Annotated in this window: 23 protein-coding genes, 3 tRNA genes and 1 riboswitch; of the genes, 4 read left to right on the top strand and 22 right to left on the bottom strand. The window is 60.6% G+C overall.

Annotated elements, in window-relative coordinates; translation table 11 throughout:
* The 18 genes from J2X43_RS24340 to J2X43_RS24255 all read right to left on the bottom strand — a co-directional run bounded on the left by J2X43_RS24340 (nt 1) and on the right by J2X43_RS24255 (nt 15,545).
* The gene (locus tag J2X43_RS24340) at nt 1-1,512 is read right to left on the bottom strand and encodes an NADH-quinone oxidoreductase subunit M (protein ID WP_310298467.1); all 1,512 of its coding nucleotides are present in this window, start codon (nt 1,510-1,512) and stop codon (nt 1-3) included.
* Nucleotides 1,512-3,509, bottom strand: coding sequence for an NADH-quinone oxidoreductase subunit L (gene nuoL / locus J2X43_RS24335; protein WP_310298464.1), 1,998 nt, complete (start codon nt 3,507-3,509; stop codon nt 1,512-1,514). The genes J2X43_RS24340 and nuoL overlap by 1 nt, the downstream gene beginning before the upstream one ends.
* A 7-nt stretch (nt 3,510-3,516) precedes the next feature.
* Nucleotides 3,517-3,825 (bottom strand): NADH-quinone oxidoreductase subunit NuoK, encoded by a 309-nt coding sequence (nuoK, locus tag J2X43_RS24330; RefSeq protein WP_018900202.1) that lies wholly within the window; start codon nt 3,823-3,825, stop codon nt 3,517-3,519.
* 24 nt (nt 3,826-3,849) lie between these two features.
* The gene (locus J2X43_RS24325) at nt 3,850-4,464 is read right to left on the bottom strand and encodes an NADH-quinone oxidoreductase subunit J (protein WP_112389680.1); all 615 of its coding nucleotides are present in this window, start codon (nt 4,462-4,464) and stop codon (nt 3,850-3,852) included.
* 143 nt (nt 4,465-4,607) lie between these two features.
* The gene (nuoI, locus tag J2X43_RS24320) at nt 4,608-5,099 is read right to left on the bottom strand and encodes an NADH-quinone oxidoreductase subunit NuoI (RefSeq protein ID WP_112389679.1); all 492 of its coding nucleotides are present in this window, start codon (nt 5,097-5,099) and stop codon (nt 4,608-4,610) included.
* Between the two features lie 40 nt (nt 5,100-5,139).
* On the bottom strand, nt 5,140-6,183 hold the full coding sequence (gene nuoH, locus J2X43_RS24315) for an NADH-quinone oxidoreductase subunit NuoH (RefSeq protein ID WP_112389678.1): 1,044 nt from the start codon (nt 6,181-6,183) through the stop codon (nt 5,140-5,142).
* Between the two features lie 12 nt (nt 6,184-6,195).
* Nucleotides 6,196-8,277, bottom strand: a complete 2,082-nt coding sequence (nuoG, locus tag J2X43_RS24310; RefSeq protein WP_310298457.1) for an NADH-quinone oxidoreductase subunit NuoG — start codon at nt 8,275-8,277, stop codon at nt 6,196-6,198.
* Between the two features lie 225 nt (nt 8,278-8,502).
* Nucleotides 8,503-9,117, bottom strand: a complete 615-nt coding sequence (locus J2X43_RS24305; RefSeq protein WP_310298454.1) for a 5' DNA nuclease — start codon at nt 9,115-9,117, stop codon at nt 8,503-8,505.
* Nucleotides 9,118-9,120: 3 nt separating this feature from the next.
* The gene (gene nuoF / locus J2X43_RS24300; RefSeq protein WP_112389675.1) at nt 9,121-10,425 is read right to left on the bottom strand and encodes an NADH-quinone oxidoreductase subunit NuoF; all 1,305 of its coding nucleotides are present in this window, start codon (nt 10,423-10,425) and stop codon (nt 9,121-9,123) included.
* Nucleotides 10,426-10,435: 10 nt separating this feature from the next.
* On the bottom strand, nt 10,436-11,563 hold the full coding sequence (locus tag J2X43_RS24295; RefSeq protein ID WP_310298450.1) for an NADH-quinone oxidoreductase subunit E: 1,128 nt from the start codon (nt 11,561-11,563) through the stop codon (nt 10,436-10,438).
* A 16-nt stretch (nt 11,564-11,579) separates the two neighbouring features.
* A complete protein-coding gene (locus tag J2X43_RS24290) occupies nt 11,580-11,858 on the bottom strand; it encodes a hypothetical protein (protein WP_310298448.1) in 279 nt (92 codons plus the stop codon).
* Complete coding sequence (locus J2X43_RS24285) at nt 11,858-13,048, bottom strand: NADH-quinone oxidoreductase subunit D (protein WP_310298445.1); 1,191 nt, start codon at nt 13,046-13,048, stop codon at nt 11,858-11,860. Before J2X43_RS24285 ends, J2X43_RS24290 begins: the two co-directional genes overlap by 1 nt.
* A gap of 61 nt (nt 13,049-13,109) precedes the next feature.
* Nucleotides 13,110-13,493 carry a four helix bundle protein gene (locus J2X43_RS24280; protein WP_310298442.1) on the bottom strand — a complete coding sequence of 128 codons (384 nt, stop codon included), beginning with the start codon at nt 13,491-13,493 and terminating at the stop codon, nt 13,110-13,112.
* Nucleotides 13,494-13,533: 40 nt separating this feature from the next.
* Nucleotides 13,534-14,136, bottom strand: a complete 603-nt coding sequence (locus J2X43_RS24275) for an NADH-quinone oxidoreductase subunit C (protein ID WP_112389671.1) — start codon at nt 14,134-14,136, stop codon at nt 13,534-13,536.
* A gap of 18 nt (nt 14,137-14,154) precedes the next feature.
* Nucleotides 14,155-14,739, bottom strand: a complete 585-nt coding sequence (locus J2X43_RS24270; RefSeq protein WP_112389670.1) for an NADH-quinone oxidoreductase subunit B family protein — start codon at nt 14,737-14,739, stop codon at nt 14,155-14,157.
* Nucleotides 14,730-15,095, bottom strand: coding sequence for an NADH-quinone oxidoreductase subunit A (locus tag J2X43_RS24265; protein WP_112389750.1), 366 nt, complete (start codon nt 15,093-15,095; stop codon nt 14,730-14,732). Before J2X43_RS24265 ends, J2X43_RS24270 begins: the two co-directional genes overlap by 10 nt.
* Nucleotides 15,096-15,341: 246 nt before the next feature.
* Nucleotides 15,342-15,418 (bottom strand) — tRNA-Asp (locus tag J2X43_RS24260).
* 50 nt (nt 15,419-15,468) lie between these two features.
* Nucleotides 15,469-15,545, bottom strand: a tRNA-Asp gene (locus J2X43_RS24255).
* A gap of 399 nt (nt 15,546-15,944) precedes the next feature.
* Between J2X43_RS24255 and J2X43_RS24250 the strand changes: the two genes are divergently transcribed.
* A tRNA-Val gene (locus J2X43_RS24250) sits at nt 15,945-16,020 on the top strand.
* 123 nt (nt 16,021-16,143) lie between these two features.
* On the top strand, nt 16,144-16,749 hold the full coding sequence (locus J2X43_RS24245; RefSeq protein ID WP_310298438.1) for a class I SAM-dependent methyltransferase: 606 nt from the start codon (nt 16,144-16,146) through the stop codon (nt 16,747-16,749).
* A gap of 41 nt (nt 16,750-16,790) precedes the next feature.
* On the opposite strand, the gene J2X43_RS24240 is transcribed toward J2X43_RS24245, so the two are convergent.
* The gene (locus tag J2X43_RS24240) at nt 16,791-17,213 is read right to left on the bottom strand and encodes a cupin domain-containing protein (RefSeq protein ID WP_310298435.1); all 423 of its coding nucleotides are present in this window, start codon (nt 17,211-17,213) and stop codon (nt 16,791-16,793) included.
* Nucleotides 17,214-17,292: 79 nt separating this feature from the next.
* On the opposite strand from J2X43_RS24240, the gene J2X43_RS24235 reads away from it, so the two are divergent.
* The gene (locus tag J2X43_RS24235) at nt 17,293-17,799 is read left to right on the top strand and encodes a DUF3833 family protein (RefSeq protein WP_310298432.1); all 507 of its coding nucleotides are present in this window, start codon (nt 17,293-17,295) and stop codon (nt 17,797-17,799) included.
* A gap of 91 nt (nt 17,800-17,890) precedes the next feature.
* Nucleotides 17,891-18,877, top strand: a complete 987-nt coding sequence (locus tag J2X43_RS24230; protein WP_310298429.1) for an aldo/keto reductase — start codon at nt 17,891-17,893, stop codon at nt 18,875-18,877.
* Between the two features lie 298 nt (nt 18,878-19,175).
* Here J2X43_RS24230 and J2X43_RS24225 read toward each other — a convergent pair whose 3' ends face one another.
* From J2X43_RS24225 to hupB, 3 genes are all read right to left on the bottom strand, one after another.
* Nucleotides 19,176-21,386, bottom strand: a complete 2,211-nt coding sequence (locus J2X43_RS24225; protein WP_310298427.1) for an esterase-like activity of phytase family protein — start codon at nt 21,384-21,386, stop codon at nt 19,176-19,178.
* Between the two features lie 83 nt (nt 21,387-21,469).
* Entirely contained in the window at nt 21,470-22,378 is a 909-nt protein-coding gene (locus J2X43_RS24220) for a DMT family transporter (RefSeq protein WP_310298424.1), read from the bottom strand.
* A gap of 79 nt (nt 22,379-22,457) precedes the next feature.
* Nucleotides 22,458-22,604, bottom strand: a riboswitch (FMN riboswitch).
* Nucleotides 22,605-22,727: 123 nt separating this feature from the next.
* On the bottom strand, nt 22,728-23,003 hold the full coding sequence (hupB, locus tag J2X43_RS24215; protein ID WP_112389664.1) for a DNA-binding protein HupB: 276 nt from the start codon (nt 23,001-23,003) through the stop codon (nt 22,728-22,730).
* Nucleotides 23,004-23,019 lie beyond the last annotated feature (16 nt).

Genomic DNA, 23,019 nt, shown 5'->3' with positions numbered 1-23,019 from the left:
TCAATTCATCGACAGCGCAACGTTCTGCGCTGCGTGTACGGCGGCCGTATAGTTATTCACCAGCAGATCCACTGAAGCGGCCGTCGCATCGAAGACCGGTGCCGGATAGACACCGAAGAGGATGGTCAGCGCAATCAGCGGGTAGAGCAGAAGCTGCTCACGCGGCGAAAGATCGAGAAGCGCCTTCAGCTTTTCCTTCTCCAGCGCGCCGAAGATCACGCGGCGATAGAGCCACAGAGCATAGGCGGCCGAAAGGATGACACCGGTGGCAGCAAACAGCGCAACCCAGGTGTTGGCACGGAAGACGCCGATCAGGGTCAGGAATTCACCGATGAAGCCGGAGGTGCCGGGAAGACCGACATTGGCCATGGTGAAAACCATCATCGCTACCGCGTATTTCGGCATGTTGTTGACGAGGCCGCCATAGGCCGCGATCTCGCGGGTATGGGTGCGGTCGTAGACAACGCCGACGCAGAGGAAGAGCGCGCCGGAGACGATGCCGTGCGACAGCATCTGGAAGATCGAGCCCTGAACGCCCTGCATGTTGGCGGCAAAGATGCCCATGGTGACATAGCCCATGTGCGCCACCGACGAGTAGGCGATCAGCTTCTTGATGTCGTCCTGCATCATCGCCACCAGCGAGGTGTAGATGATGGCGATCACCGACAAGGCAAAGACCATCGGCGCGAAGAAGTCGGACGCCACCGGGAACATGCCGAGCGAGAAGCGGATGAGCCCGTAGCCGCCGAGCTTCAGGAGCACGCCTGCCAGGATGACGGAGCCAGCCGTCGGGGCCTGAACGTGCGCATCGGGAAGCCAGGTGTGGACGGGCCACATCGGCATCTTCACCGCGAAGGAGGCAAAGAAGGCCAGCCATAACCACGTCTGCATCTGCGGCGGGAACTTGTAGGCGAGCAGCGCCGAAATATCGGTCGTGCCGGCCTGCCAGTACATTGCCATGATGGCAAGCAGCATCAGCACCGAGCCGAGCAGCGTGTAGAGGAAGAACTTGTAGCTTGCGTAAACGCGGTTCGCGCCGCCCCAGACGCCGATGATCAGGAACATCGGGATCAGGCCTGCTTCGAAGAACACGTAGAACAGCACGATATCGAGCGACACGAAGACACCGACCATCATCACTTCGAGGATGAGGAAGGCGATCATGTATTCCTTCAGGCGCTTCTCGACCGAGAGCCAGCTGGCCAGCACGCAGAAGGGCATGAGGAAGGTCGACAGGATGACGAACAGCATCGAGATGCCGTCGATACCGACATGGTAGCCGATGCCGGTGCCGAGCCAGGCATGCTTCTCGATCATCTGGAAGCCCGGATTGGCGTTATCGAAGCCGATCCAGATCAGAAGCGACAGCAGGAACGTGACGATGGTCGTGAACAACGCGATGTTGAGCACGTTCCGGCGGCCGTTCGGGCCGTTTTCATTCATCAAGAGCAGAAGCACCACGCCGACCAGCGGTAGGAAGGTGACCGTTGTAAGAATAGGCCAATCGGTCATCAGAAGGAACTCCCGAGCATCATCCAGGTAACGAGCGCTGCAATGCCGATCAGCATCGCGAAGGCGTAGTGATAGAGGTAACCGGTCTGCAGGCGGACCACGCGGTTCGTCACATCGACGACGCGGGCGGCAATGCCGTTCGGACCATAGGTATCGATGACGCCGACATCACCCTTCTGCCACAGGAACTTGCCAAGAGCCTTGGCGGAGCGGACGAAGAGGAAGTCGTAGAGCTCGTCGAAGTACCACTTGTTCAAGAGGAACTGGTAGAGCACGCGATGCTGCTGGGCGAGAACCCGCGGCGTCGAAGGCGACTTGATGTACATGTACCAGGCAATCACGAAACCGACGACCATGGCGATGAAGGGGCTCAGAGCCACCAGGGCCGGAACGTGATGGAAGTGTTCCAGCAGTTCATTCTCCTTGGAGGTGAACAGCGCGCCCTTCCAGAATTCGGCATATTCTTCGCCGTAGAAGCGGCCCTCGAAGAGGAAGCCTGCGAAGACGGCGCCGATCGCGAGGATATAGAGCGGCACCAGCATGACCTGCGGCGATTCATGGACGTGATGCATGACTTCGTGGGAAGCGCGCGGCTTGCCGAAGAAGGTCATGAAGATCAGGCGCCAGGAATAGAAGCTGGTGAACAGCGCGGCGATGACGAGCATCGTGAAGGCAAAGCCTGCGGCCGGCGAATGCGACGCGTAGGCAGCTTCGATGATGACGTCCTTCGAGAAGAAGCCTGCAAAGCCGAACGGCGTGAACGGAATGCCGACGCCGGTGATGGCGAGCGTGCCGATCATCATCATCCAGAACGTTACCTTGATGTGCGGACGCAGGCCGCCCATGTAACGCATGTCCTGTTCGCCATCGACGGCGTGGATGACCGAACCGGCGCAAAGGAACAGCAGAGCCTTGAAGAAGGCGTGCGTGAAAAGGTGGAAGATTGCGGCGCCGTAAGCCCCCACTCCGAGAGCCACGAACATGTAGCCGAGCTGCGAGCAGGTGGAATAGGCGATGACGCGCTTGATGTCGTTCTGGACGAGGCCGACCGTTGCCGCGAAGAAGGCGGTGATCGCACCGATGATGGTGACGACGGTCAGGGCATCATGCGACAGCTCGAACAGCGGCGACATGCGGGCGACGAGGAAGACGCCGGCGGTGACCATGGTTGCGGCGTGAATGAGCGCCGAAACCGGGGTCGGGCCTTCCATGGCGTCCGGCAGCCAGGTGTGGAGCAGGAACTGCGCCGACTTACCCATGGCACCCATGAACAGCAGCAGGCAGACGGCCGTCAGCGCATGCGTCTTGTCGAGCTGCATGCCGAAGAGGTTCAGAACCACTTCGCTGGCAGCTTCAGCACCTTCATGCGGCGCGAAGTTCGCAGCGTTGGCGAAGATCGTGTCGAAGTTGATGGCGCCGAACAGCACGAAGACACCGGCAATACCGAGCACGAAGCCGAAGTCGCCGACGCGGTTGACGATGAAAGCCTTCATCGCGGCAGCCGAAGCGGACGGCTTCTTGAACCAGAAACCGATCAGGAGATAGGAGGCCAGACCCACGCCTTCCCAGCCGAAGAACATCTGCAGCAGGTTGTCGGAGGTCACCAGCATCAGCATGGCAAAGGTGAAGAGCGACAGATAGGCGAAGAAGCGCGGGCGATGCGGATCATGATGCATGTATCCGATCGAGTAGATGTGCACCAGCGTCGAGACCGTGTTGACGACGATCAGCATGACGGAGGTGAGCGTGTCGATGCGCAGCGACCAGGAGACGTCGATGCCGCCGGACTGGATCCAGCGCAGCACTTCCACCTTGATGGCGCCTTCCGGATGGCCGAGCGCCACCATGAAGAACACATACCAGGAGAGAGCGGCGGTGATGATCATCAGGCCGCTGGTGACGTATTCCGATGCCTTGGCGCCGATCGCGCGGCCGAAAAGGCCGGCAATGATCGCGCCGATCAAGGGAAGAAAGACGATAGCCTTATAGAGGAACATGAGCCGCTCAGCCCTTCATCATATTGACGTCTTCGACCGCGATCGAACCGCGGTTACGGTAGAAGACAACGAGAATTGCAAGACCGATCGCCGCTTCTGCAGCCGCAACGGTCAGAATGAAAAGTGCGAAGACCTGGCCGACGATGTCGTTGAGGAACGACGAGAAGGCGACCATGTTGATGTTGACCGCAAGCAGAATGAGTTCGATCGACATCAGTATGACGATGATGTTCTTGCGGTTCAGGAAGATGCCGAAGACGCCGAGCGTGAAGAGGATGGCGCTGACCGTCAGGTAGTGGGAAAGACCGATGACCATGTTCTTTGTTCCTTATACCTGTCCTTAGACACCCTGCCCCGGCTTGACGGTGACCACCTCGACGGCGGTCGCCGGCGTGCGGGCAACCTGCTGGGAAATATTCTGGCGGCGGATATTGGTGCGATGCTTGAGCGTCAGCACGATCGCGCCGATCATGGCGACCAGAAGCACCAGCCCGGCGATCTGGAAGAAGTAGACGTAATTCGTATAGAGCACGTCGCCGAGCGCCGCCGTATTGGTGCGTTCCGTCAGCGCCGGGATCGGCATGGCGACGGTCTTGGCGATCTCGGGCGAGATCACGCTGCCGCCGACGACGACGATCAGCTCGGCTGCGAGGATCAGGCCGATCAGCGCGCCGATTGGCGCATATTCGAGAACGCCCGCACGCAGCTCCGTGAAGTCGATGTCGAGCATCATGACCACGAAGAGGAAGAGAACCGCCACTGCGCCGACATAGACGACGAGCAGGATCATCGCCAGGAACTCGGCGCCGAGCAGCAGGAAGAGGCCCGCGGCGTTAAAGAAGGTCAGGATCAGGAACAGAACCGAGTGAACCGGGTTCTTTGCCCAGATGACCATGAACGCCGACGCTATCGCGACGAAGGCGAAAAGATAGAAAAATAGAGCCTGCAGACCCATGTTGGTGCCTTTTTCATCTTCCCCCGGGCAGCCGGGAGTTTCCCTGCCCGATGAAGCTTCGTCGCCCCTGAAGGGCCGGCAAAGCTCCGGTGCATGTTGACCGCGGGCGGCAAACGCCAGCCCTGCGGCATTTCAAATTTCAATCAACGGTAAGGAGCGTCGATCGCGATGTTGCGCGCGATTTCACGTTCCCACCGGTCGCCATTGTCGAGAAGCCGCTGCTTGTCGAAGTAAAGCTCTTCGCGGGTCTCCGTGGCGAATTCGAAATTCGGGCCTTCGACGATCGCATCGACAGGGCAAGCTTCCTGGCAGAAGCCGCAATAGATGCACTTCACCATGTCGATGTCGTAACGCACCGTGCGGCGCGTGCCGTCATTGCGGCGCGGGCCGGCTTCGATGGTGATCGCCTGAGCGGGACAGATCGCTTCGCAGAGCTTGCAGGCGATGCAGCGCTCTTCACCGTTCGGATAACGGCGCAGTGCGTGTTCGCCGCGGAAACGCGGAGAGACCGGACCCTTTTCGAACGGGTAGTTGATCGTCGCCTTCTGCTTGAAGAAGTAGCGCATCGACAGAAAGAATGCGCCGACGAATTCCTTGAGGAACAGCGAGCTGACGGCGTTGGACAAGCTGGCCATCTTCAACCTCCAAATTTGCTGGAACCGAGGAAGGACATGATCACGCCCATCCCATCAGCTTCAGCACGAATGCAACAATGACGACCATGGCGAGCGACAGCGGAAGGAAGACCTTCCAGCCGAGGCGCATCAGCTGGTCATAGCGGTAGCGCGGCACGAAAGCCTTGACCATCGCGAACATGAAGAACACGAAGCACGACTTCAGCATGAACCAGATGATGCCCGGGACCCAATTGATCAGCCAGAAATCGACCGGAGGCAGCCAGCCGCCGAGGAACAGGATCGTCGTCAGCGAGCACATCAGGCAGATGGCAGCATATTCGCCGAGCATGAACATCATATATGGCGAGGAGCCATATTCGACCATGAAGCCGGCAACCAGTTCCGATTCCGCTTCCGGAAGGTCGAAAGGCGGACGGTTGGTTTCAGCAAGCGCCGAAATGAAGAAGATGATGAACATCGGGAACAACGACAGCCAGTGCCAGTCGAGGAACGAGCTGGGCAGGCCGAGCTTGGTGCCGAGACCGGTCTGCTGCGACATGACGATATCCGTCAGGTTCAGCGAACCCACGCAGAGAAGAACGGTGACAATGACGAAGCCGATCGAGACTTCATATGAGACCATCTGTGCTGCAGAGCGGAGCGCGCCGAGGAACGGGTACTTCGAGTTCGAAGCCCAGCCGCCCATGATGATGCCGTACACTTCGAGCGACGAGATCGCCAGAATGTAGAGAATGCCGACATTGATGTTGGCGATGACCCAGCCGTTGGCAACCGGCACGACCGCCCAAGTCGACAGCGCCAGAAGCACGGTGACCAGCGGGGCCAGCAGGAAGACGACCTTGTTGGCGCCGGCCGGAATGACCGGCTCCTTGAAGACAAACTTCAAAAGGTCGGCGAAGGACTGGAAAAGACCGAAGGGACCAACCACATTGGGTCCACGGCGCAGCTGAACGGCAGCCCAGATCTTACGGTCGGCAAGCAGGATGTATGCGATGAAGACCAGCAGGCAGACAAGCATGAGCAGCGACTGACCGACCATGATGAGGCCAGGCAAGACATAAGTTGAAACAAACGATTCCATAGTCCCCTGCCCTTACTCTGCCGCGACTTTGAAGTTGTTGCGGGCCAATGCCGAGCACTCGGCCATGACAGCCGAGGCGCGCGCGATCGGGTTCGTCAAATAGAAGTCTTTGACCGGTGAAGCAAACCCGGATTTGTTCATCTTCCCGGCTTTTTTCGCAACTGCGGCAATTTTGGCGCTGTCGCTTTCGGCGATCTCATCGATGGCTGCGAAATGCGGGAATGCCGCATAGAGCTTGCCGCGCAATTCGCCAAGCGAATCAAAGGGAAGCTTCTTGCCGAGCACGTCGGAAAGTGCACGCAGGATCGCCCAGTCTTCGCGGGCATCGCCCGGTGCGAAACCGGCGCGGTTGCCCATCTGGACGCGGCCTTCGGTGTTGACCCAGGTACCGGACTTTTCGGTATAGGCAGCAGCCGGAAGGATGACGTCGGCGTTATGCGCGCCCTGGTCGCCATGCGAGCCGATATAGACCGTGAACTTCGCGGCCTTCTTGGTGAAATCAAGTTCGTCTGCGCCCAGCAGGAAGAGCACGTCCATGGAGGACAGCATGTCCGCAGCGTTGACGCCTTTGGCGCCCGGCACGAAGCCGAGGTCGAGGCCGCCGACGCGGGCCGCTGCCGTGTGCAGGACCGCAAAACCGTTCCAGCCGTCGGCAACGGCGCCGACCGTGCCTGCGAGCTTGGCAGCGCTGGCGAGAACGCCGGCACCATCAACACGCGAGAGCGCGCCCTGGCCGATAATGATCAGCGGCTTCTTGGCATCAGCGAGAACCTTGGCGAAGGCGTGGTTGCCATCGACCAAATCCTTCAGCGTATCCGGGCCAGCGCCGAGATATTCGTAATCGTAGCGCATGTCGCCGGCTTCGCCGATAACACCGATCGGGAAACCGCCGCGGCGCCAGCGCTTGCGGATGCGGGCGTTGAGAACGGCCGCTTCGAAGCGCGGGTTGGCGCCGATGATCAGCAGCGCGTCGGCTTCTTCGATGCCCTGGATGGTCGGGTTGAAGAGGTAGCTTGCGCGGCCGAGCGACGGATCAAGTGCCGCCCCATCCTGGCGACAGTCGAGGTTCTCGGAACCGAGCGACTTTACCAGTTCCTGCAGCGCGTACATTTCTTCGACTGTGGAGAGGTCGCCGGCAATCGCGCCGATCTTCTCGCCGGTCGTGCCAGCCACTGCCGTCTTGATGGCGCCGAAGGCTTCGGCCCAGGTTGCCGGCTGCAGGCGGCCGCTCTTGCGGACGTAAGGACGATCGAGGCGCTGCGTCTTCAGGCCGTCCCAGATGAAGCGGCTCTTGTCGGAGATCCACTCTTCGTTGATCTGGTCGTTGACGCGCGGCATGACGCGCATGACTTCGCGGCCACGGGTATCGACGCGGATCGCCGAGCCGAGCGCGTCCATGACGTCGATCGATTCAGTCTTGTTCAGTTCCCACGGACGGGCCGTGAAGGCGAAAGGCTTGGAGGTCAGCGCGCCGACCGGGCAGAGGTCAACAACGTTGCCCTGCAGCTCCGAGGTCATCGCCTGCTCGAGATAGGTGGTGATTTCAGCATCTTCGCCGCGGCCGATCAGGCCGAGCTCGGAGATACCGGCAACTTCCGTGGTGAAGCGGACGCAGCGCGTGCAGTGGATGCAGCGGTTCATGACCGTCTTGACGAGCGGGCCGATATACTTGTCTTCGACGGCGCGCTTGTCTTCCTGATAGCGCGAGGTGTCGATACCGAAGGCCATCGCCTGGTCCTGCAGATCGCATTCGCCGCCCTGGTCGCAGATCGGGCAATCCAGCGGATGGTTGATCAGCAGGAATTCCATCACGCCTTCGCGGGCCTTCTTGACCATCGGCGTGTTGGTGAAAACTTCAGGCAGTTCGCCATTCGGGCCGCCGCGGATATCGCGAACACCCATGGCGCAGGAAGCCTGCGGCTTCGGCGGGCCACCCTTCACCTCGACGAGGCACATGCGGCAATTGCCGGCGACCGACAGCCGCTCATGGAAGCAGAAGCGCGGAACTTCAGCGCCGGCTTCCTCACACGCCTGGATGAGCGTGTAGTGATCCGGGACCTCGATCTCGTTGCCGTCAATCTTCAGTTTTGCCATCGTCACTCAAGTCCTGTTTCCCGTTCGCCGGATGGCGGCAAACAAACCTATTCTGCAACATGACCGCTGCCAGGCGGGATTTCGTCCCCGCAGGCATCGGCGTCGCCCAAATTGTCTTTCCCCGGCCCCGGGGAACCCGAGACCCGATCGGCCTGCCGTGAACGAGGCCCCTGCCCCGCCATGCCTGCCCTATTCCCTCCGGCCGCTTGGGTCAGCCGGAAAATTTCAGCTTCGCTTGCGGCCCTTCGCCGCGAGCACCTTTGCCTGGCCGCGCCAGTCGTCGCGGGCGATCCGGCCGTCGAAGCCGAGATCGGCATCAACGCCTGCCGCTTCCGCGTCGCTCCAGGCGGCAATCGCCGCGAACGTGCGGATGCCCCTGGCGTTCAGAACCTGCTCCAGCTTCGGACCGATGCCCGAAATCAGCTTCAGGTCGTCAGCCTTCTTCGCACGGCTGACCGGCTTTTTCGCAACCAGAGCCTTGGGCTCCTCGGCCGCGACGATCGAGAGCTTCGCCTTGCGCACGGCCGCCGGACGGATGTTTTCCGGCTTGATGCGCACCTCGGGCTTTGCGGCCTGCGGCGGCGTTTCGTCGAGCGCCTCGGCAATCCGGCTGGTCGCCTCGAAGGCGCCCTGCAGCGCTCCGAAGAAGGCGCCGGCCATCTGCGTCGAAAAACCGATGCCGACGGCGGTCGCTGCTGCCATCGCCGCGGCCGGATGGGCCATCAGCGGGTGGATCGGCATTGCCTTGGCATTTTTCAGCATCTCGGCAGCAAGACGGCCAAAGTCAGCCGAGAAATCGGCCGCCCCCTGCTTGTCTTCTCTGCCCGATGCCTTCGTCATCGCTTACTCCGCGGCTTCCAGAACAGCGCCGTGATCCATGGCACTTGCAGTGTACTGATCGATACGCGCTTCGATTTCCGGACGGAAATTGCGGATCAGACCCTGGACCGGCCATGCAGCAGCGTCGCCAAGCGCACAGATGGTGTGGCCTTCGATCTGCTTAGTGACCTGGAACAGCATGTCGATTTCGCGCTTCTGGGCGTTGCCCTTGGCCATGCGCTCCATGACGCGCCACATCCAGCCGGTGCCTTCGCGGCACGGCGTGCACTGGCCGCAGCTCTCATGCTTGAAGAAGGCAGAGATACGGGCGATCGCCTTGATGACGTCGGTGGACTTGTCCATGACGATCGCGGCGGCCGTACCGAAGGACGAGCCGACGGCGCGAAGGCCGTCGAAGTCCATCGGGCAGTCGATGATGTCCTTGGCGGGCACGATCGGGCACGATGCGCCGCCCGGAATGACGGCGAGCAGGTTGTCCCAGCCGCCGCGGATGCCGCCGGCGTGGCGATCGACGAGCTCACGGAAGGTGATGCCCATCTCTTCTTCAACGGTGCACGGCTTGTTGACGTGGCCCGAGAGCATGAACAGCTTGGTGCCGACATTGTTCGGACGGCCGATCGAGGAGAACCAGCCGGCGCCACGGCGCAGGATGGTCGGCGCAACGGCGATCGATTCGACGTTGTTGACGGTCGTCGGGCAGCCGTAGAGACCCATGTTCGCCGGGAACGGCGGCTTCAGGCGCGGCTGACCTTTCTTGCCTTCCAGGCTTTCGAGCAGCGCGGTTTCTTCGCCGCAGATATAGGCGCCAGCGCCGTGGTGGACGTAGATGTCCATCGGGTAGCCGAGCTTGTTGCTCTTGCCGAGCAGACCGGCGTCGTAGCATTCGTCGATCGCCGCCTGGAGGGCTTCACGCTCACGGATGTATTCGCCGCGCACGTAGATATAGGCGGCGTTGGCACCCATGGCGAAGCTCGCGATAACGCAGCCTTCGATCAGCGTATGCGGATCGTGGCGCATGATATCGCGGTCTTTGCAGGTGCCTGGTTCCGATTCGTCGGCGTTGACGACGAGATAGTGCGGACGGCCGTCGGATTCCTTCGGCATGAAGGACCACTTGAGGCCGGTCGGGAAGCCTGCGCCGCCACGTCCGCGAAGGCCGGAAGCCTTCATCTCATTGATGATCCAGTCGCGGCCCTTCTCGAGGATCTGCTTGGTACCATCCCAGTGGCCGCGGCTCATCGCGCCCTTCAGGGACTTGTCCTTGAGGCCGTAGATATTGGTAAAGATGCGGTCTTTATCTTGTAACATGCTTCACCTCTTACCGCGGCTTCTTGCCGAAGACCTTGATATATTCCGCTTCACCGCCCTTGGCGAGCGCCTTGGCCTGCTTGACCCAGTCGTCGCGCTCGATGCGGCCCTTGAAATTCAAGTATCCATCGACCCATTCGCGTTCAGCCTTCTTCCACGCGCCGACTTGCGCGAAGGTGAAGATGCCGAGTTCGTTCAAAATAGCTTCGATCTTCGGACCAACGCCGGAGATCAGTTTCAGATCGTCAGGCGCAGCAGGCTTTGCGATGCCGGCCGGACGGTTCTTGTCTTCCAGGGACGGCTTGGCAGCGGCCGGAGCAGCGGCAGCCTTGGCAGGCTTTTCAGCGGCAGCGAGTGCAGCTTCAGCGGCGGCGTTCTTCGCAGCAGCCTTCGGCGCCGTGACAGGCGTCTTCAGCGCGGCATTGGTCTCTGCATCGGTGCTCTTCGGACGCGCGGCTTCCGACGGCGGAACGCTGACGGCATCGGCATCGGCCTTCTTCGCAGAGGTCTTTGCCTTCGCCTTCGGCTCTTCGGTCAGAAGCGACGTCGGGCCACCTTCCGGCGACGAGAAGTGACGATCGATCTGCGGACCAGGCGTGATGCTGGCGCCGTTGCCGGCGTTGAAGGTGTCGATGATCTCTTCGAGACGCTCAGGCGTGAGATCCTCGTAGGTGTCCTTGCCGATCATGATCATCGGCGCGTTGACGCAGGCCCCGAGACACTCGACCTCTTCCCAGGACAGCGTGCCCTCGGCGTTGCGCTCGAACGGGTGCTGGTGGATCTTGCTGCGGCAGACGCCCATCAGCTTTTCCGAACCGCGCAGCATGCAGGGCGTGGTGCCGCAAACCTGCACGTGAGCGCGCGTACCGACGGGACCCAGCTGGAACTGCGTGTAGAAGGTCGCGACCTCGAGGACACGGATATAGGCCATGTCAAGCATGTCGGCGACCTTCTCGATCGCCGCGCGCGTGACCCAACCGTCCTGCTCCTGCGCTCGCATCAGCAGCGGAATGACCGCGGACTGCTGACGGCCTGCGGGATATTTCTGGATCGTCTTATCCGCCCAGACCGCGTTTTCGTCATTGAAGGCGAATGCGGCAGGCTGGAATTGATCTTCGGCTAGTCGACGAACGGACATTCTTCCTCACGCCTTGTCAGTTTAGGGTCCCACACTGCGAAGCGGTCAATGACTGCATCTCGCATGCGTAGGCCGACTGGTCTTTCTGCAAAAACACTACGAATTTCTTGCCATTCGGTACCGCAGCCTTGATCTGGTAGCCCTTGGACAAGAGCTCCCCCATCGTGGCCCGACCGCTTGGCGGCGTTACTTCATCAGCGCCGAGCTTCGGGCCGAATCCCTGCGTGTTGTTGTCCTGGGCGAAAGCCGAGGCGGCAACGAGGAATGCGGCGACCGAGAGCACGGTGAGCTTCATCAGCGGTCAACCTCACCAAAGACGATGTCGAGCGAGCCGAGAACGGCTGCAACGTCGGCCAGCTGGTGACCGCGGCACATGAAGTCCATCGCCTGAAGGTGGGCATAGCCCGGGGCGCGGATCTTGCAGCGGTACGGCTTGTTGCTGCCATCGGAGACCACGTAGACGCCGAACTCGCCCTTCGGCGCTTCGACAGCGGCGTACACTTCGCCGGCCGGGACGTGATAGCCTTCGGTGTAGAGCTTGAAGTGGTGGATCAGCGCTTCCATCGAGCGCTTCATCTGTCCACGCTTCGGCGGCACGACCTTGCCGTCGATGGAGGAGAACGGACCAGTCTTCGCGTCGGAAAGCAGGCGATTGACGCACTGCTTCATGATGCGGACCGATTCGCGCATTTCGATCATGCGGATCAGGTAGCGGTCGTAGCAGTCGCCGTTCTTGCCGATCGGGATATCGAATTCGAGATCGGAATAGCATTCGTAGGGCTGCGAACGGCGCAGGTCCCAGGCAGCACCCGAACCGCGCACCATGACGCCCGAGAAACCCCAAGCCCAGCAATCTTCCAGCGAGACGACGCCGATATCGACGTTACGCTGCTTGAAGATGCGGTTGCCGGTGAGCAGATCATCGATGTCATCGAGCTTGCCCGGGAACTGGTCGCACCACTTGCCGATATCCTCGACGAGATCTTCCGGCAGATCCTGGTGGACGCCGCCCGGACGGAAATAGGCAGCGTGCATGCGCGCGCCGCAGGCACGCTCATAGAACACCATCAGCTTTTCGCGCTCTTCGAAGCCCCAGAGCGGCGGCGTCAGCGCGCCGACGTCCATCGCCTGCGTCGTGACGTTCAGGAGATGTGAAAGGATACGGCCGATTTCCGAGTAGAGAACGCGGATCAGCTGGCCGCGGATCGGAATATCGATGCCGAGCAGCTTTTCGACGGACAGCGCGAAAGCATGTTCCTGGTTCATCGGCGCGACGTAGTCGAGACGGTCGAAATAGGGAACGGCCTGCAGATAGGTCTTGGTCTCGATCAGCTTCTCGGTGCCGCGATGCAGCAGGCCGATATGCGGATCAACACGCTCCACAATTTCGCCGTCAAGCTCCAGGACAAGACGAAGAACGCCGTGCGCCGCCGGATGCTGCGGTCCGAAATTGATGTTGAAGTTGCGGACGTTATGTTCTGTCATGGCGATCAACTCGATTAGAGTGATTAGTGAATAGTGAGCAGTGATTAGTTTTCATCTCTCGCTACCCATCAGCTTTTCTGCGCTGGACGCTCCGAATAAGCGCACCCAGCATCTTTCCCGTTTCATCACATTGGCCGAGCATTCGGTTCAGCGCAGAAGTGTCTAAAAGACCGACCCTCCCGGCGATAATCAAATGCGTCTCCAACTCTTTCAACGAGCCCTGCGCGATCTTGAGAAACTGGGCGAACGATCCTCGATTTTCCCTGCCGTATCCTTCCGCAATATTGGCTGCCACGGAAGCAGACGAGCGCCGGATCTGGCTCGTTAGTCCATAAATCTCTTCCCGCGGGAAGGTTCTCGTCACCTCGTAACAAACAACCGATAAATCGATGGCGAACTGCCAGACTTTCAAATCACGATAGGAACTTATTTTCCCGTTCGTCACTTGGCCATCCTGTGACTATTCACTACCGACTAATCACTACTCACTGCTTCGCCTTCTCATCGCCCGGCAGCACATAATCCGTGCCTTCCCATGGCGACATGAAGTCAAAGTTGCGGAATTCCTGCTTCAGTTCCACCGGCTCGTAAACGACTCGCTTGGCGGCATCGTCATAGCGAACCTCGACGAAACCTGTCGTCGGGAAGTCCTTGCGCAGCGGATGTCCTTCGAAACCGTAGTCGGTCAGGATGCGGCGCAGATCCGGATGGCCGGTGAAGAGAACGCCATACATGTCCCAGGTCTCGCGCTCGAACCAGTCGGCGCCCGGATAAACGGCGCAGGCCGAGGGGACCGGCGTGTCTTCGTCGGTCGCGACCTTGATGCGGATGCGCAGGTTCTGCTTCGGAGACAGAAGGTGATAGACGACATCGAACCGCAGCTCGCGCTGCGGCCAGTCGACGCCGCAGATGTCGATCATGTTGACGAAGCCGCACTTGGCATCATCACGCAGGAACGTCAGCAGCGCGATCAGGTTTTCACCCGTCGTCGTCAGGGTCAATTCGCCGAACTTCAGCTGCGACGCGGCAACCAGGTTGCCACGCGCTTCCGAGATATAGGACGACAGCTCAGTGAGGGCTTCGCTCATATGTCTTGTCCTTAACCCTTACCGCTCGATCGTGCCGGTGCGCCGGATCTTCTTCTGCAGCAGGAGCACGCCGTAAAGCAGAGCCTCTGCCGTGGGGGGACAGCCCGGCACGTAGATGTCGATCGGCACGACGCGGTCGCAGCCGCGAACAACCGAATAGGAATAGTGATAGTAGCCGCCGCCGTTTGCGCAGGAGCCCATCGAGATGACGTAACGCGGCTCAGGCATCTGGTCATAGACCTTGCGGAGCGCAGGCGCCATCTTGTTGGTCAGCGTGCCGGCGACGATCATGACGTCGGACTGGCGCGGCGAAGCGCGCGGCGCAAAGCCAAAGCGCTCGACGTCGTAACGCGGCATCGACAGCTGCATCATTTCGACGGCGCAGCAGGCAAGACCGAAGGTCATCCACATCAGCGAGCCGGTACGGGCCCAGTTGATCAGCTCGTCGGTCGAGGTGACGAGAAAGCCCTTGTCGGCGAGCTCGTTGTTGATTTCGCCGAAGAAGGCGTCATTGGCGCCGATCGGCTTGCCGGTCGAGGGATCGATGATCCCCTTCGGGGCCTGAGAAACGAGCGGCTGATTGCCGGCTGGGGTCACTCCCATTCCAGGGCTCCCTTCTTCCATTCATAGATAAAGCCGATGGTCAGCACAAAAAGAAAGACCATCATGGACCAGAAGCCGAACCAGCCGATGGCGCCGAAGGAAACGGCCCAAGGGAACAGGAAGGCGACTTCGAGGTCGAAGATGATGAAGAGAATCGACACGAGATAGAAGCGGATGTCGAACTTCATGCGGGCATCGTCGAAGGCATTGAAACCGCATTCGTAAGCAGAGAGCTTTTCCGAATCAGGCGCCTTGAAGGCAACGGCGAACGGCGCAATCAGAAGGGCCAGGCCGATAACGAGAGCGATACCAATGAAAATAGCGATCGGAATGTAATTACCGAGCAGTTCAGTCATCATGTTCATCCCTGCTTGCCGGCTGCGCCGGGCGGCGCAATGGGCAAATGCCCGGCAAGCGAACGTGCGTTGCAACAAGCCGTGGTTAGCGCAGGCTGAGCCACGGCGCAAGACTTTTAGAAGACCAATTCAAGCTACGATGATGCGACATTATCAAGCAGATGCAACGATGTCGCGACAAATCCGCTTAGGTTGCGGAAGGCTGCATGGCAGCCCACGAAATTCTGCATGGCTTGGAGGAGAAAATGGCGCGAGTGACGGGGCTCGAACCCGCGACCTCCGGCGTGACAGGCCGGCACTCTAACCGACTGAGCTACACCCGCGCATTGCGGAGGCGATGACCGGAATGTGCCTTTCAGCACTTGCTTTGAAATGGCGCGAGTGACGGGGCTCGAACCCGCGACCTCCGGCGTGACAGGCCGGCACTCTAACCAACTGAGCTACACCCGCATTCATTTCAAGCAATCCGGAGGCTTTCGCTTCCTTACCGAGGCGGGCTCGCCGCTTCGATGAGCGGCTAACTAAGGGGTTCGCATTTGAGTGTCAAGCAGGTTTGGAGACAAATCCATGACAGCACGGAAATTGTTTTGGATGCAGCGCGCAAGTGTCTGAAAGTTCGCGCGAAGCAGACGCCGCGCGGGGCCTTCTCGCACTGATCCTTATATAGAGATCCACCGGGCGGTACCCACCCGCGCACTCCCCTTCCCTTTTCCACAAGCCGAAAAGCCTGCGTTGCCGCGCCCTTTCCAAAAAAATCAAAAAATCTTCACAAACACTCTTGCGGTTTTTTCCCGATCCGCATAGATCACGGCCACCGACGCGGCGGGCCGAACAGGGTTCGTGACGCGAGGGCGATTAGCTCAGTTGGTAGAGCGCCTCGTTTACACCGAGGATGTCGGGAGTTCGAGTCTCTCATCGCCCACCATTCTTTTCCCAAGTGAAATCTCAGATATTTGATCTCACATCGCGGCTCCGATGTTGGCGCTCCCGCGTCTTTCGGCTACTTGGCAGTCAGTGAAGCAGAATTGCCCCGGATAAGGCGAGAATCATGAAGACACGCGAAGAACGGCAGGCGCAGCGTGCGGCGATGCCGCGGACCCAGCTTTCGGCCCACCATATGGAGAATGCCAGGCTTCTCCCGGATCGCGGCGAGCTGCTTTACCGCATCCCGAATGGCGGAATCGGGGTCGAGGTGGGCGTTGCCTTCGGTGAATATACCGCCGAGATCATTGAAAAGAATCGGCCGTCGCAACTGTTCCTGATCGATCCCTGGGGGATGGACCGCTATAGCTCCGGCCTGCACGACGTTCACACGAGGTTCGAGACTCAGATTGCTTCGGGTCAGGTCAAGCTGATGCAGGGCACCTCGCTGGAGAAGCTGGCGGAGTTCGAGGACGGGTTTCTCGACTGGGCCTATATCGACACCGACCATTCCTTCGAGCTCACCTGGCAGGAACTGCTGCTTTGCGAGAAGAAGGTGAAGCGGACGGGGCGGATTGCCGGGCATGATTTCTGCACCGGCAATACCGTCAAGCCGATCGTCTATGGCGTCGTCGAAGCGGTCACCAAGTTCTGCAAGGATTACGGCTGGCAGTTCGAGTTCCTGACCGTCGAATCACATGCGCATTTTTCCTACTGCCTGAAGCGGCTCTGATGCCGCGCGGCGATCGGCAGACCGCCGATCGCCCTCTTGCTTTAGGCCTGGCGCGAGACGGTCCAGCTCGTTCCTGCATATTGATCGTCGTTGACATGCTCCATCCAATCGACCGGGGAACCGTTCAGCGCCTCCTGGATGGCGATGTGGCTCATCGCCGTGTCGGGTGCAGCACCATGCCAGTGCTTTTCGCCGGGCTCGAACCAGACGACGTCGCCAGTGCGGATTTCGCGAATGTCCTGTCCCCAGACCTGTACCAGGCCTCGTCCCGAGGTCACGATTAGCGTCTGTCCGAGGGGATGCGTATGCCAGGCCGTGCGGGCGCCCGGTTCGAAGGTGACGGTGGCGGCGCGCACCCGCGCCGGATCCGGGCCTTCGACGATCGGATCGAGGCGGACGGTGCCGGTGAAATAGTCGGCGGATGGCCTAGTCGAGGGCCGCGATCCGGCCTGCTTGATGTCCATTTTGATTCTCCTGCGATTGATCCGGTGCGTTAGCCGAAACGTAGGTCAGGAACAGGCTGATTTGAAGTGGAGGAAGACCATGCGCCGCACAGGTCTCATCATTATCGCCGCCATGCTTGCCATCGTCGCCCTGCCGCATCTGGCAAGCGCGCGCGATTTCGCGCTCGAGGATTTCTTTGCCGGCAGAAGCGTGGCCGATGGCGAGTTCGAGGCGATCAACGGCGTCGATCGCAAGTTCCGCGTGGCGCTCACCGGCCGCTGGAACGGAAAGCGGCTCACGCTTTGCGAAGACTTTGTCTACGCGGATGGCGTTCGCGAGCGCAAAACCTGGCGATTCGTCAAAACGGCGCCCGGCCGCTACAGCGGCACCCGGGAGGATGTCGTTGGTTCCGCGGAGGTTACCGTCAAGGGCGACGTGGCGCGCTACAGCTATCTCGTCGATATCGCGCCGGGCCCGAAGCAGAATATCGTGCGATTCCACGATACGATCCGGCGCCAGCCTGACGGCACGCTGTTGAATACCGCCTGGGTCAGCAAATTCGGTTTCCCGGTCGCGACCGTCCGCGTCACCTTCTCGAAGAAGTGACGCCCTGCCCTATCTCCCTTGCGGTCGCACGCTTGCCGCCATTTGCGGCGGCTGCTAGTTGCGATGCAGTTTCATCACGAGGGAGATTTCCATGAAAGAACATAGTTTCGGCCGCATGCCGTTTTCGGTCACCAATGTCGGCTTTGGCGCCTGGCAGATCGGCGGTTCGTGGGGCGATGTCAGCGAGGCTGACGGCCGCGCGGCGCTGAACGCGGCGCTCGATGCCGGCATGACCTTCATCGACACAGCAGACGTCTATGGCGACGGCCGCTCGGAAAAGATCGTCGCCGACGTCTTGAAGAGCCGCGGCGGCAAACGGCCGATGGTCGCCACCAAGGCCGGCCGCCGCCTCAACCCGCATGTCGCCGACGGTTACACCAAGGCCAATCTCGAAGGCTTCATCGATCGCAGCCTGAAGAATCTCGAAGTCGAGAGCCTCGACCTCGTGCAGCTGCACTGCCCGCCGACGGAAGTGCTCTACCGCGCCGAAGTCTTCGAAGGTCTGAACGAGCTGCAGAAGGCAGGCAAGATCAAGGGTTACGGCGTCAGCGTCGAAAAGGTCGAGGAAGCGCTGAAGGCGATCGAATTCCCGGGCGTCGAAAGCATCCAGATCATCTACAACATCTTCCGCCAGCGCCCGGATCACCTGTTCTTCCAGGAAGCCCGCCGCAAGAATGTCGCCGTCATCGCGCGTGTGCCGCTGGCAAGCGGCCTGCTGTCCGGCAAGATCACCCGCGACACCAAATTCGCCAGCGACGACCATCGCAATTTCAACCGCAACGGCGAAGCCTTTGATGTCGGCGAGACCTTTGCCGGCGTTCCCTTCGAGGTTGGCCTGCAGGCGGTCGAGGAAGTGCGCAAGCTGGTGCCCGAGGGCGCCACGATGGCAGCCTTCGCACTGCGCTGGATTCTGATGCATGAGGCGGTCACCGTGGTCATCCCAGGCGCCCGCAATGGCGAACAGGCCAAGGCCAACGCAGCGGCTGCCAGCCTCGCGCCGCTCTCCCACGACGTCATGGCGGCGACCCGCGAGATCTACGAGCGGCTGATCGCGCCGCATGTGCATCATCGCTGGTAGGGTTTGAGTATATTGGAATGAGAGACGGCCGGGTTATTGCCCGGCCGTTTTTGTTTGGCACTCCATCTTCCTCCCTCATTCCTGTGCTCGTCACAGGAATCCAGCCGACGCGCGTCTGCGCGGCGAGAGGAGTCCCTTCGGCCCAAGGACTTGGGCCAGCTGGATCTCTGTGACGAGCACAGAGATGAGGGAGTTTGTGGCAATCGCCGTCTTCGCGCTCGCTGCGCATGCGTCAGCCCAAACAACAGAAGGCCGGGCTTGCGCCCGGCCTTCCCAATCTCATCCAGCTGTTGCCAGCTCAGTTCGTGCCGACCAGGTTGACCGGGAAGAACAGGGTCTCGCCGGAGGAGTCGCTGACGCCGTCGTTATCGGTGACGGCGTAGGGCCTGCCCGAGGCGTCGAAGGCGAAGCCTTCAAGCTTGTCGAGGACGTAGCCGTTGGTTGCCGTCTTCAGCTCGTCGAGGAAGTCGTGGGCTTCGGTCTTCTTGACAACGGGCAGCTCGCCGCCGAGCTTGGCGGGCTTCAGGTCGGAGATGGCGACCTTGTAGAGCTTCTTCAGCTTGGCAGCATCGCCGACGAGGTTGTCGCGCTCGATGATGTAGACGCTGTCGCCGTGAGCGGAGATTTCCGAAAGACCGACCCAGCCGTTTTCAGACTTGTCGAGCGGGTAGCGAACGGCGCCCCATTCCTTGCTCTTCGGATTGTAGGAGACGAGCTTGACGAAGCCCTTCTTGTCGTCCTTCCACTCGCGCTGAACGGCCATCCACAACGTTGCGTCATCGCCGGAGCCGACGATCGTCACGCCTTCGAAGCCGTAGCGGATCTCGTTATCAGTCAATTCCTTCGGCAGGGCGATCTCTTCCTTGATCTCGCCCTTCGGGTTGACGTGGTAGAGAGCGTGCGGCGTGAGCTTCTCGCTGTTGCCTTCGGAGGCCAGCCAGAACCAGCCCTTGGCGTCGACGGCTACGCCTTCAATGTCGAGCTTCTGGGCAGCCGCACCATCGCGCTTGACTGTCAGCGCGTCAGTGATGAGAGCGGGCTTCTTCGTCGCGTCGATCGTGTAAATCGTCGGCTGGTTGCCGAGGACGCTGTCGGAGACGGCGAAGAGCTGGCCAGCCTTTTCAGGAACAGCGGCAAGACCGGAAAGAGCTGCAAAGCCGATCGGGTTGCCGTCCTTTTCCGCCGAAACGATCTGCGGGTAGGCCTTCTCGCCTTCGGCACGCTCATAGATCATGACGTGCGAACGCGGGCCGCCATCTTCGCCGAGATCGACTTCGTTGGCGGTGGCAAACAGGTTGCGGCTCGGGATGGCGACTGCGCCCTCAGGCGAAACGCCCGACGGCAGGATCTGCAGGAGTTCCGGATCAGCGCCAGTGTCCTTGAAGACGCCGACGACGGAAGCGCGCTCGGCGAGCAGGAAGAACAGCTGGTCGTCGCCGAATTTGGCGGCCTCCAGACCTTCAGGCTCGACGCCCTTCGAGGAGGAGCGTCCCTCGGGATAGTGGCCGAGATGGGCAACGGCGCGCTCGAAGGAGGCGCCCGATTCGTAGAGGACCTTGCCCGTCTTGTCGAAGATGGTGAAGCCGCGCGAGCCGCCTTCATAGTCGCCTTCGTTGGCAACGACGAGACGGTTGTCGTCCAGCCACTTGACGGCGTCGGGCTCGCGAAGGACGCCCTTCGCTTCGTCGGTGAACTTCAGCTGACCGTCCTTCTTGGTGTCGATACCAGAGAGATCGGTGCTGCCGGCGGTGAAATGCGTCTTCACGGTGCCGGTCTTACCGTCGATGATGACGATCTCGTTGTTTTCCTGCAACGTCAGGGCGATCTCGTCCTGGCTGTTGAAGGATACGAATTCGGGCTCCGGATCCTCAGGCGCAACAGCCGAGAGACCCGTCAGCGTGACGTGCTTGATGGTGCCGCAATCGACGGCGCCAGCCTTGACTTCGAAGATCACCAGATCGCCTGCCGGCATCTGCGGAATCTTGCCGTCGTTGACGTCTTCGTCACGCTCGTTCTCGATGGCGATGGTGCCGAGCGTCTTGTCCTTGTTGAGGGCGATCGAGTCCGGCTGACCGCCGAGGTCGCAGGTATTCTCGATCTTCTTGGTGGCAACATCGACGATCGCCAGACGACCCGACGGCTTCACCTTGCTTTCGCTGGTGTTGACGGCGACGAGCGCCTTGCCAGCCGTCGAAGTGACCGACGTCGGTTCACCGTCCATCATCAGCGCGCCAAGAGCCTTCGGGGCCTTGGCGTCGGTGATATCGACGAAGCCGATCGCGCCGAGCGGGCTGTCGCTGTAGACAAGCGTGTTGCCGTCATCGGTAGCGGTGATGATTTCGGCAGAGGTCGTCGAAAGCTTGTCCTTGCCTTCCGGCAGGTTCGAGGCGACCGGAAAGGATGCGATGCGGTTGAAAACAGGCTCGGCGGCTGCCGGAAAGGCAACAGAAGCCAGAAGCACGGCAGCGAGCGCTGCCTTGCGCGATGAAATAGTCATGAAATCCCCCATGCGTCGAAAAATCGAAACATGGGGGTTTTGAGGGAAGCGGATGACAGAGGGATGACAGGCGATGCGTTTTGCACCGCTTTGCATCAAGCCCCTGCCCGCTCGCGTCTGATCTCGTTGCGCATGATGAACAGCGAAGACGTCAAAATCAGCGCTGCACCCAGCCAGAGATAACCTGCCGGCGCATAACCGAAGAACAGCCAGCCCGCGAGCACATTGAGCGGCAGCTTCAGGTCGTCGAAGGGCTGAACGTAGGCGGCATCCGCCACCGTATAGGCGAGCGTCAACAGATATTGCGCGAAGACCGTCAGCAGACCTGCAAAGACGAAGAGCGCGAGGGTGAACCCCTCAGGCAACTCGAAGCCGGCGGCAGCGGCAAGCACGCCATTGATCGGTGTCAGCAGCACCAGCAGCCAGACAGTGATCGTTTCGGGCTTCTCGACGCCGGTCAGGCTCTTGGTGATCAGCGACGAGGCGCCCCAGAAGAGCGCCGAGAGGATCGGCAGCAGGGCGGCCCAGGTGAAGGCATCCGACCAGGGCTGCAGGATGATCATCGCGCCGGCGAAACCGGCGGCGGTGGCTGCCCAGCGCGCCGGGCCAACGCGCTCACCGAGAAACAGGCGGGCACCGAGGATGATGAAGAAGGGCGAGGTCATGACCAGCGCGATCGCCTGCCAGATCGGCACTGTGGCGAGGCCGGAGACCCAGGCCTCGACGCCGAGTGCGGCGAGCGCTACGCGAACGATATGGCGCCAGGGATAGGCGGTGCGCATGGCCGACAGACCAGTGCGCTTGAGAAACGGCAGCGAGAAGACCAGCGCGAAAGCATATTGCCAGAAGGCTGCAGAGGCAGCGGAAAAGCCCATCTTCATCGTCACCCATTGGGTGACGACATTCAGAATGGAAAAGGCGATGCCCGCCAGCACCATGAAGGCGGCACCGGCCATCGCACGCGACGAGGAAAAGCTGAGGGAAGTCTGATTCATGTCTTTCATCCAGAAAGGGACCAACACAAATCAGGACGCATGAGCGCAGGACGGCTGCCGGGCAGACCCTGCCCCGCATACGGCTCGCGATCATTCTCTTTCATCCGGACTATACCGTCGGCTCCGGAATCGCACCGGATCTGCTGACCCCTGCCCCTTTGGGACAAAGCGCTCGCGGGCTTGGGCCGAAACCCTTACCGCCGGTGGGGACTTTCACCCCGCCCTGAGAACAACCGATCCGTAGTTCAAAGGTCTTCCGCCTGCAAGCTGTCCGAAATGCAAAAAGGGTCCGGCTATCGCCGAACCCTTCAAAACTTCGCCTGCCGGTCTCGTTATCCGGCGGCCAAGCAAAACCGGATTAGCCGTTGACGGCATCCTTCAGGCCCTTGCCGGGCGTGAACTTCGGCACGTTGCGAGCCGGAATATTGACTTCAGCGCCGGTGGACGGATTGCGGCCCTTGGTGGCAGCGCGATGAGAAACGGTGAAGCTGCCGAAGCCGGCGAGACGTACGTCACCCTTGCTCTTCAGTTCGCCCTGGACAACGTCGAAAACAGCGTCGACAGCAGAGGCAGCGTCTGCCTTGGTCAGGCCAGCTTTTTCAGCAACTGCGGACACGAGTTCATTCTTGTTCATGTTTCCACCCCTTTCA

The organism is Rhizobium sp. BE258, from assembly GCF_031457345.1.
Lineage (GTDB): Bacteria > Pseudomonadota > Alphaproteobacteria > Rhizobiales > Rhizobiaceae > Rhizobium.
The sequence above is the reverse complement of the archived record's forward strand: the minus strand, read 5'-3'. Positions and strand labels throughout refer to the sequence as shown.

Bases quoted from the DNA above. Each gene is read 5' to 3' on its own strand.
- J2X43_RS24340 (WP_310298467.1), bottom strand. From the start codon at position 1,512: ATGACCGATTGGCCTATTCTTACAACGGTCACCTTCCTACCGCTGGTC.
- nuoL (WP_310298464.1), bottom strand. From the start codon at position 3,509: ATGTTCCTCTATAAGGCTATCGTCTTTCTTCCCTTGATCGGCGCGATC.
- nuoK (WP_018900202.1), bottom strand. From the start codon at position 3,825: ATGGTCATCGGTCTTTCCCACTACCTGACGGTCAGCGCCATCCTCTTC.
- J2X43_RS24325 (WP_112389680.1), bottom strand. From the start codon at position 4,464: ATGGGTCTGCAGGCTCTATTTTTCTATCTTTTCGCCTTCGTCGCGATA.
- nuoI (WP_112389679.1), bottom strand. From the start codon at position 5,099: ATGGCCAGCTTGTCCAACGCCGTCAGCTCGCTGTTCCTCAAGGAATTC.
- nuoH (WP_112389678.1), bottom strand. From the start codon at position 6,183: ATGGAATCGTTTGTTTCAACTTATGTCTTGCCTGGCCTCATCATGGTC.
- nuoG (WP_310298457.1), bottom strand. From the start codon at position 8,277: ATGGCAAAACTGAAGATTGACGGCAACGAGATCGAGGTCCCGGATCAC.
- J2X43_RS24305 (WP_310298454.1), bottom strand. From the start codon at position 9,117: ATGACGAAGGCATCGGGCAGAGAAGACAAGCAGGGGGCGGCCGATTTC.
- nuoF (WP_112389675.1), bottom strand. From the start codon at position 10,425: ATGTTACAAGATAAAGACCGCATCTTTACCAATATCTACGGCCTCAAG.
- J2X43_RS24295 (WP_310298450.1), bottom strand. From the start codon at position 11,563: ATGTCCGTTCGTCGACTAGCCGAAGATCAATTCCAGCCTGCCGCATTC.
- J2X43_RS24290 (WP_310298448.1), bottom strand. From the start codon at position 11,858: ATGAAGCTCACCGTGCTCTCGGTCGCCGCATTCCTCGTTGCCGCCTCG.
- J2X43_RS24285 (WP_310298445.1), bottom strand. From the start codon at position 13,048: ATGACAGAACATAACGTCCGCAACTTCAACATCAATTTCGGACCGCAG.
- J2X43_RS24275 (WP_112389671.1), bottom strand. From the start codon at position 14,136: ATGAGCGAAGCCCTCACTGAGCTGTCGTCCTATATCTCGGAAGCGCGT.
- J2X43_RS24270 (WP_112389670.1), bottom strand. From the start codon at position 14,739: ATGGGAGTGACCCCAGCCGGCAATCAGCCGCTCGTTTCTCAGGCCCCG.
- J2X43_RS24265 (WP_112389750.1), bottom strand. From the start codon at position 15,095: ATGACTGAACTGCTCGGTAATTACATTCCGATCGCTATTTTCATTGGT.
- J2X43_RS24245 (WP_310298438.1), top strand. From the start codon at position 16,144: ATGAAGACACGCGAAGAACGGCAGGCGCAGCGTGCGGCGATGCCGCGG.
- J2X43_RS24240 (WP_310298435.1), bottom strand. From the start codon at position 17,213: ATGGACATCAAGCAGGCCGGATCGCGGCCCTCGACTAGGCCATCCGCC.
- J2X43_RS24235 (WP_310298432.1), top strand. From the start codon at position 17,293: ATGCGCCGCACAGGTCTCATCATTATCGCCGCCATGCTTGCCATCGTC.
- J2X43_RS24230 (WP_310298429.1), top strand. From the start codon at position 17,891: ATGAAAGAACATAGTTTCGGCCGCATGCCGTTTTCGGTCACCAATGTC.
- J2X43_RS24225 (WP_310298427.1), bottom strand. From the start codon at position 21,386: ATGGGGGATTTCATGACTATTTCATCGCGCAAGGCAGCGCTCGCTGCC.
- J2X43_RS24220 (WP_310298424.1), bottom strand. From the start codon at position 22,378: ATGAAAGACATGAATCAGACTTCCCTCAGCTTTTCCTCGTCGCGTGCG.
- hupB (WP_112389664.1), bottom strand. From the start codon at position 23,003: ATGAACAAGAATGAACTCGTGTCCGCAGTTGCTGAAAAAGCTGGCCTG.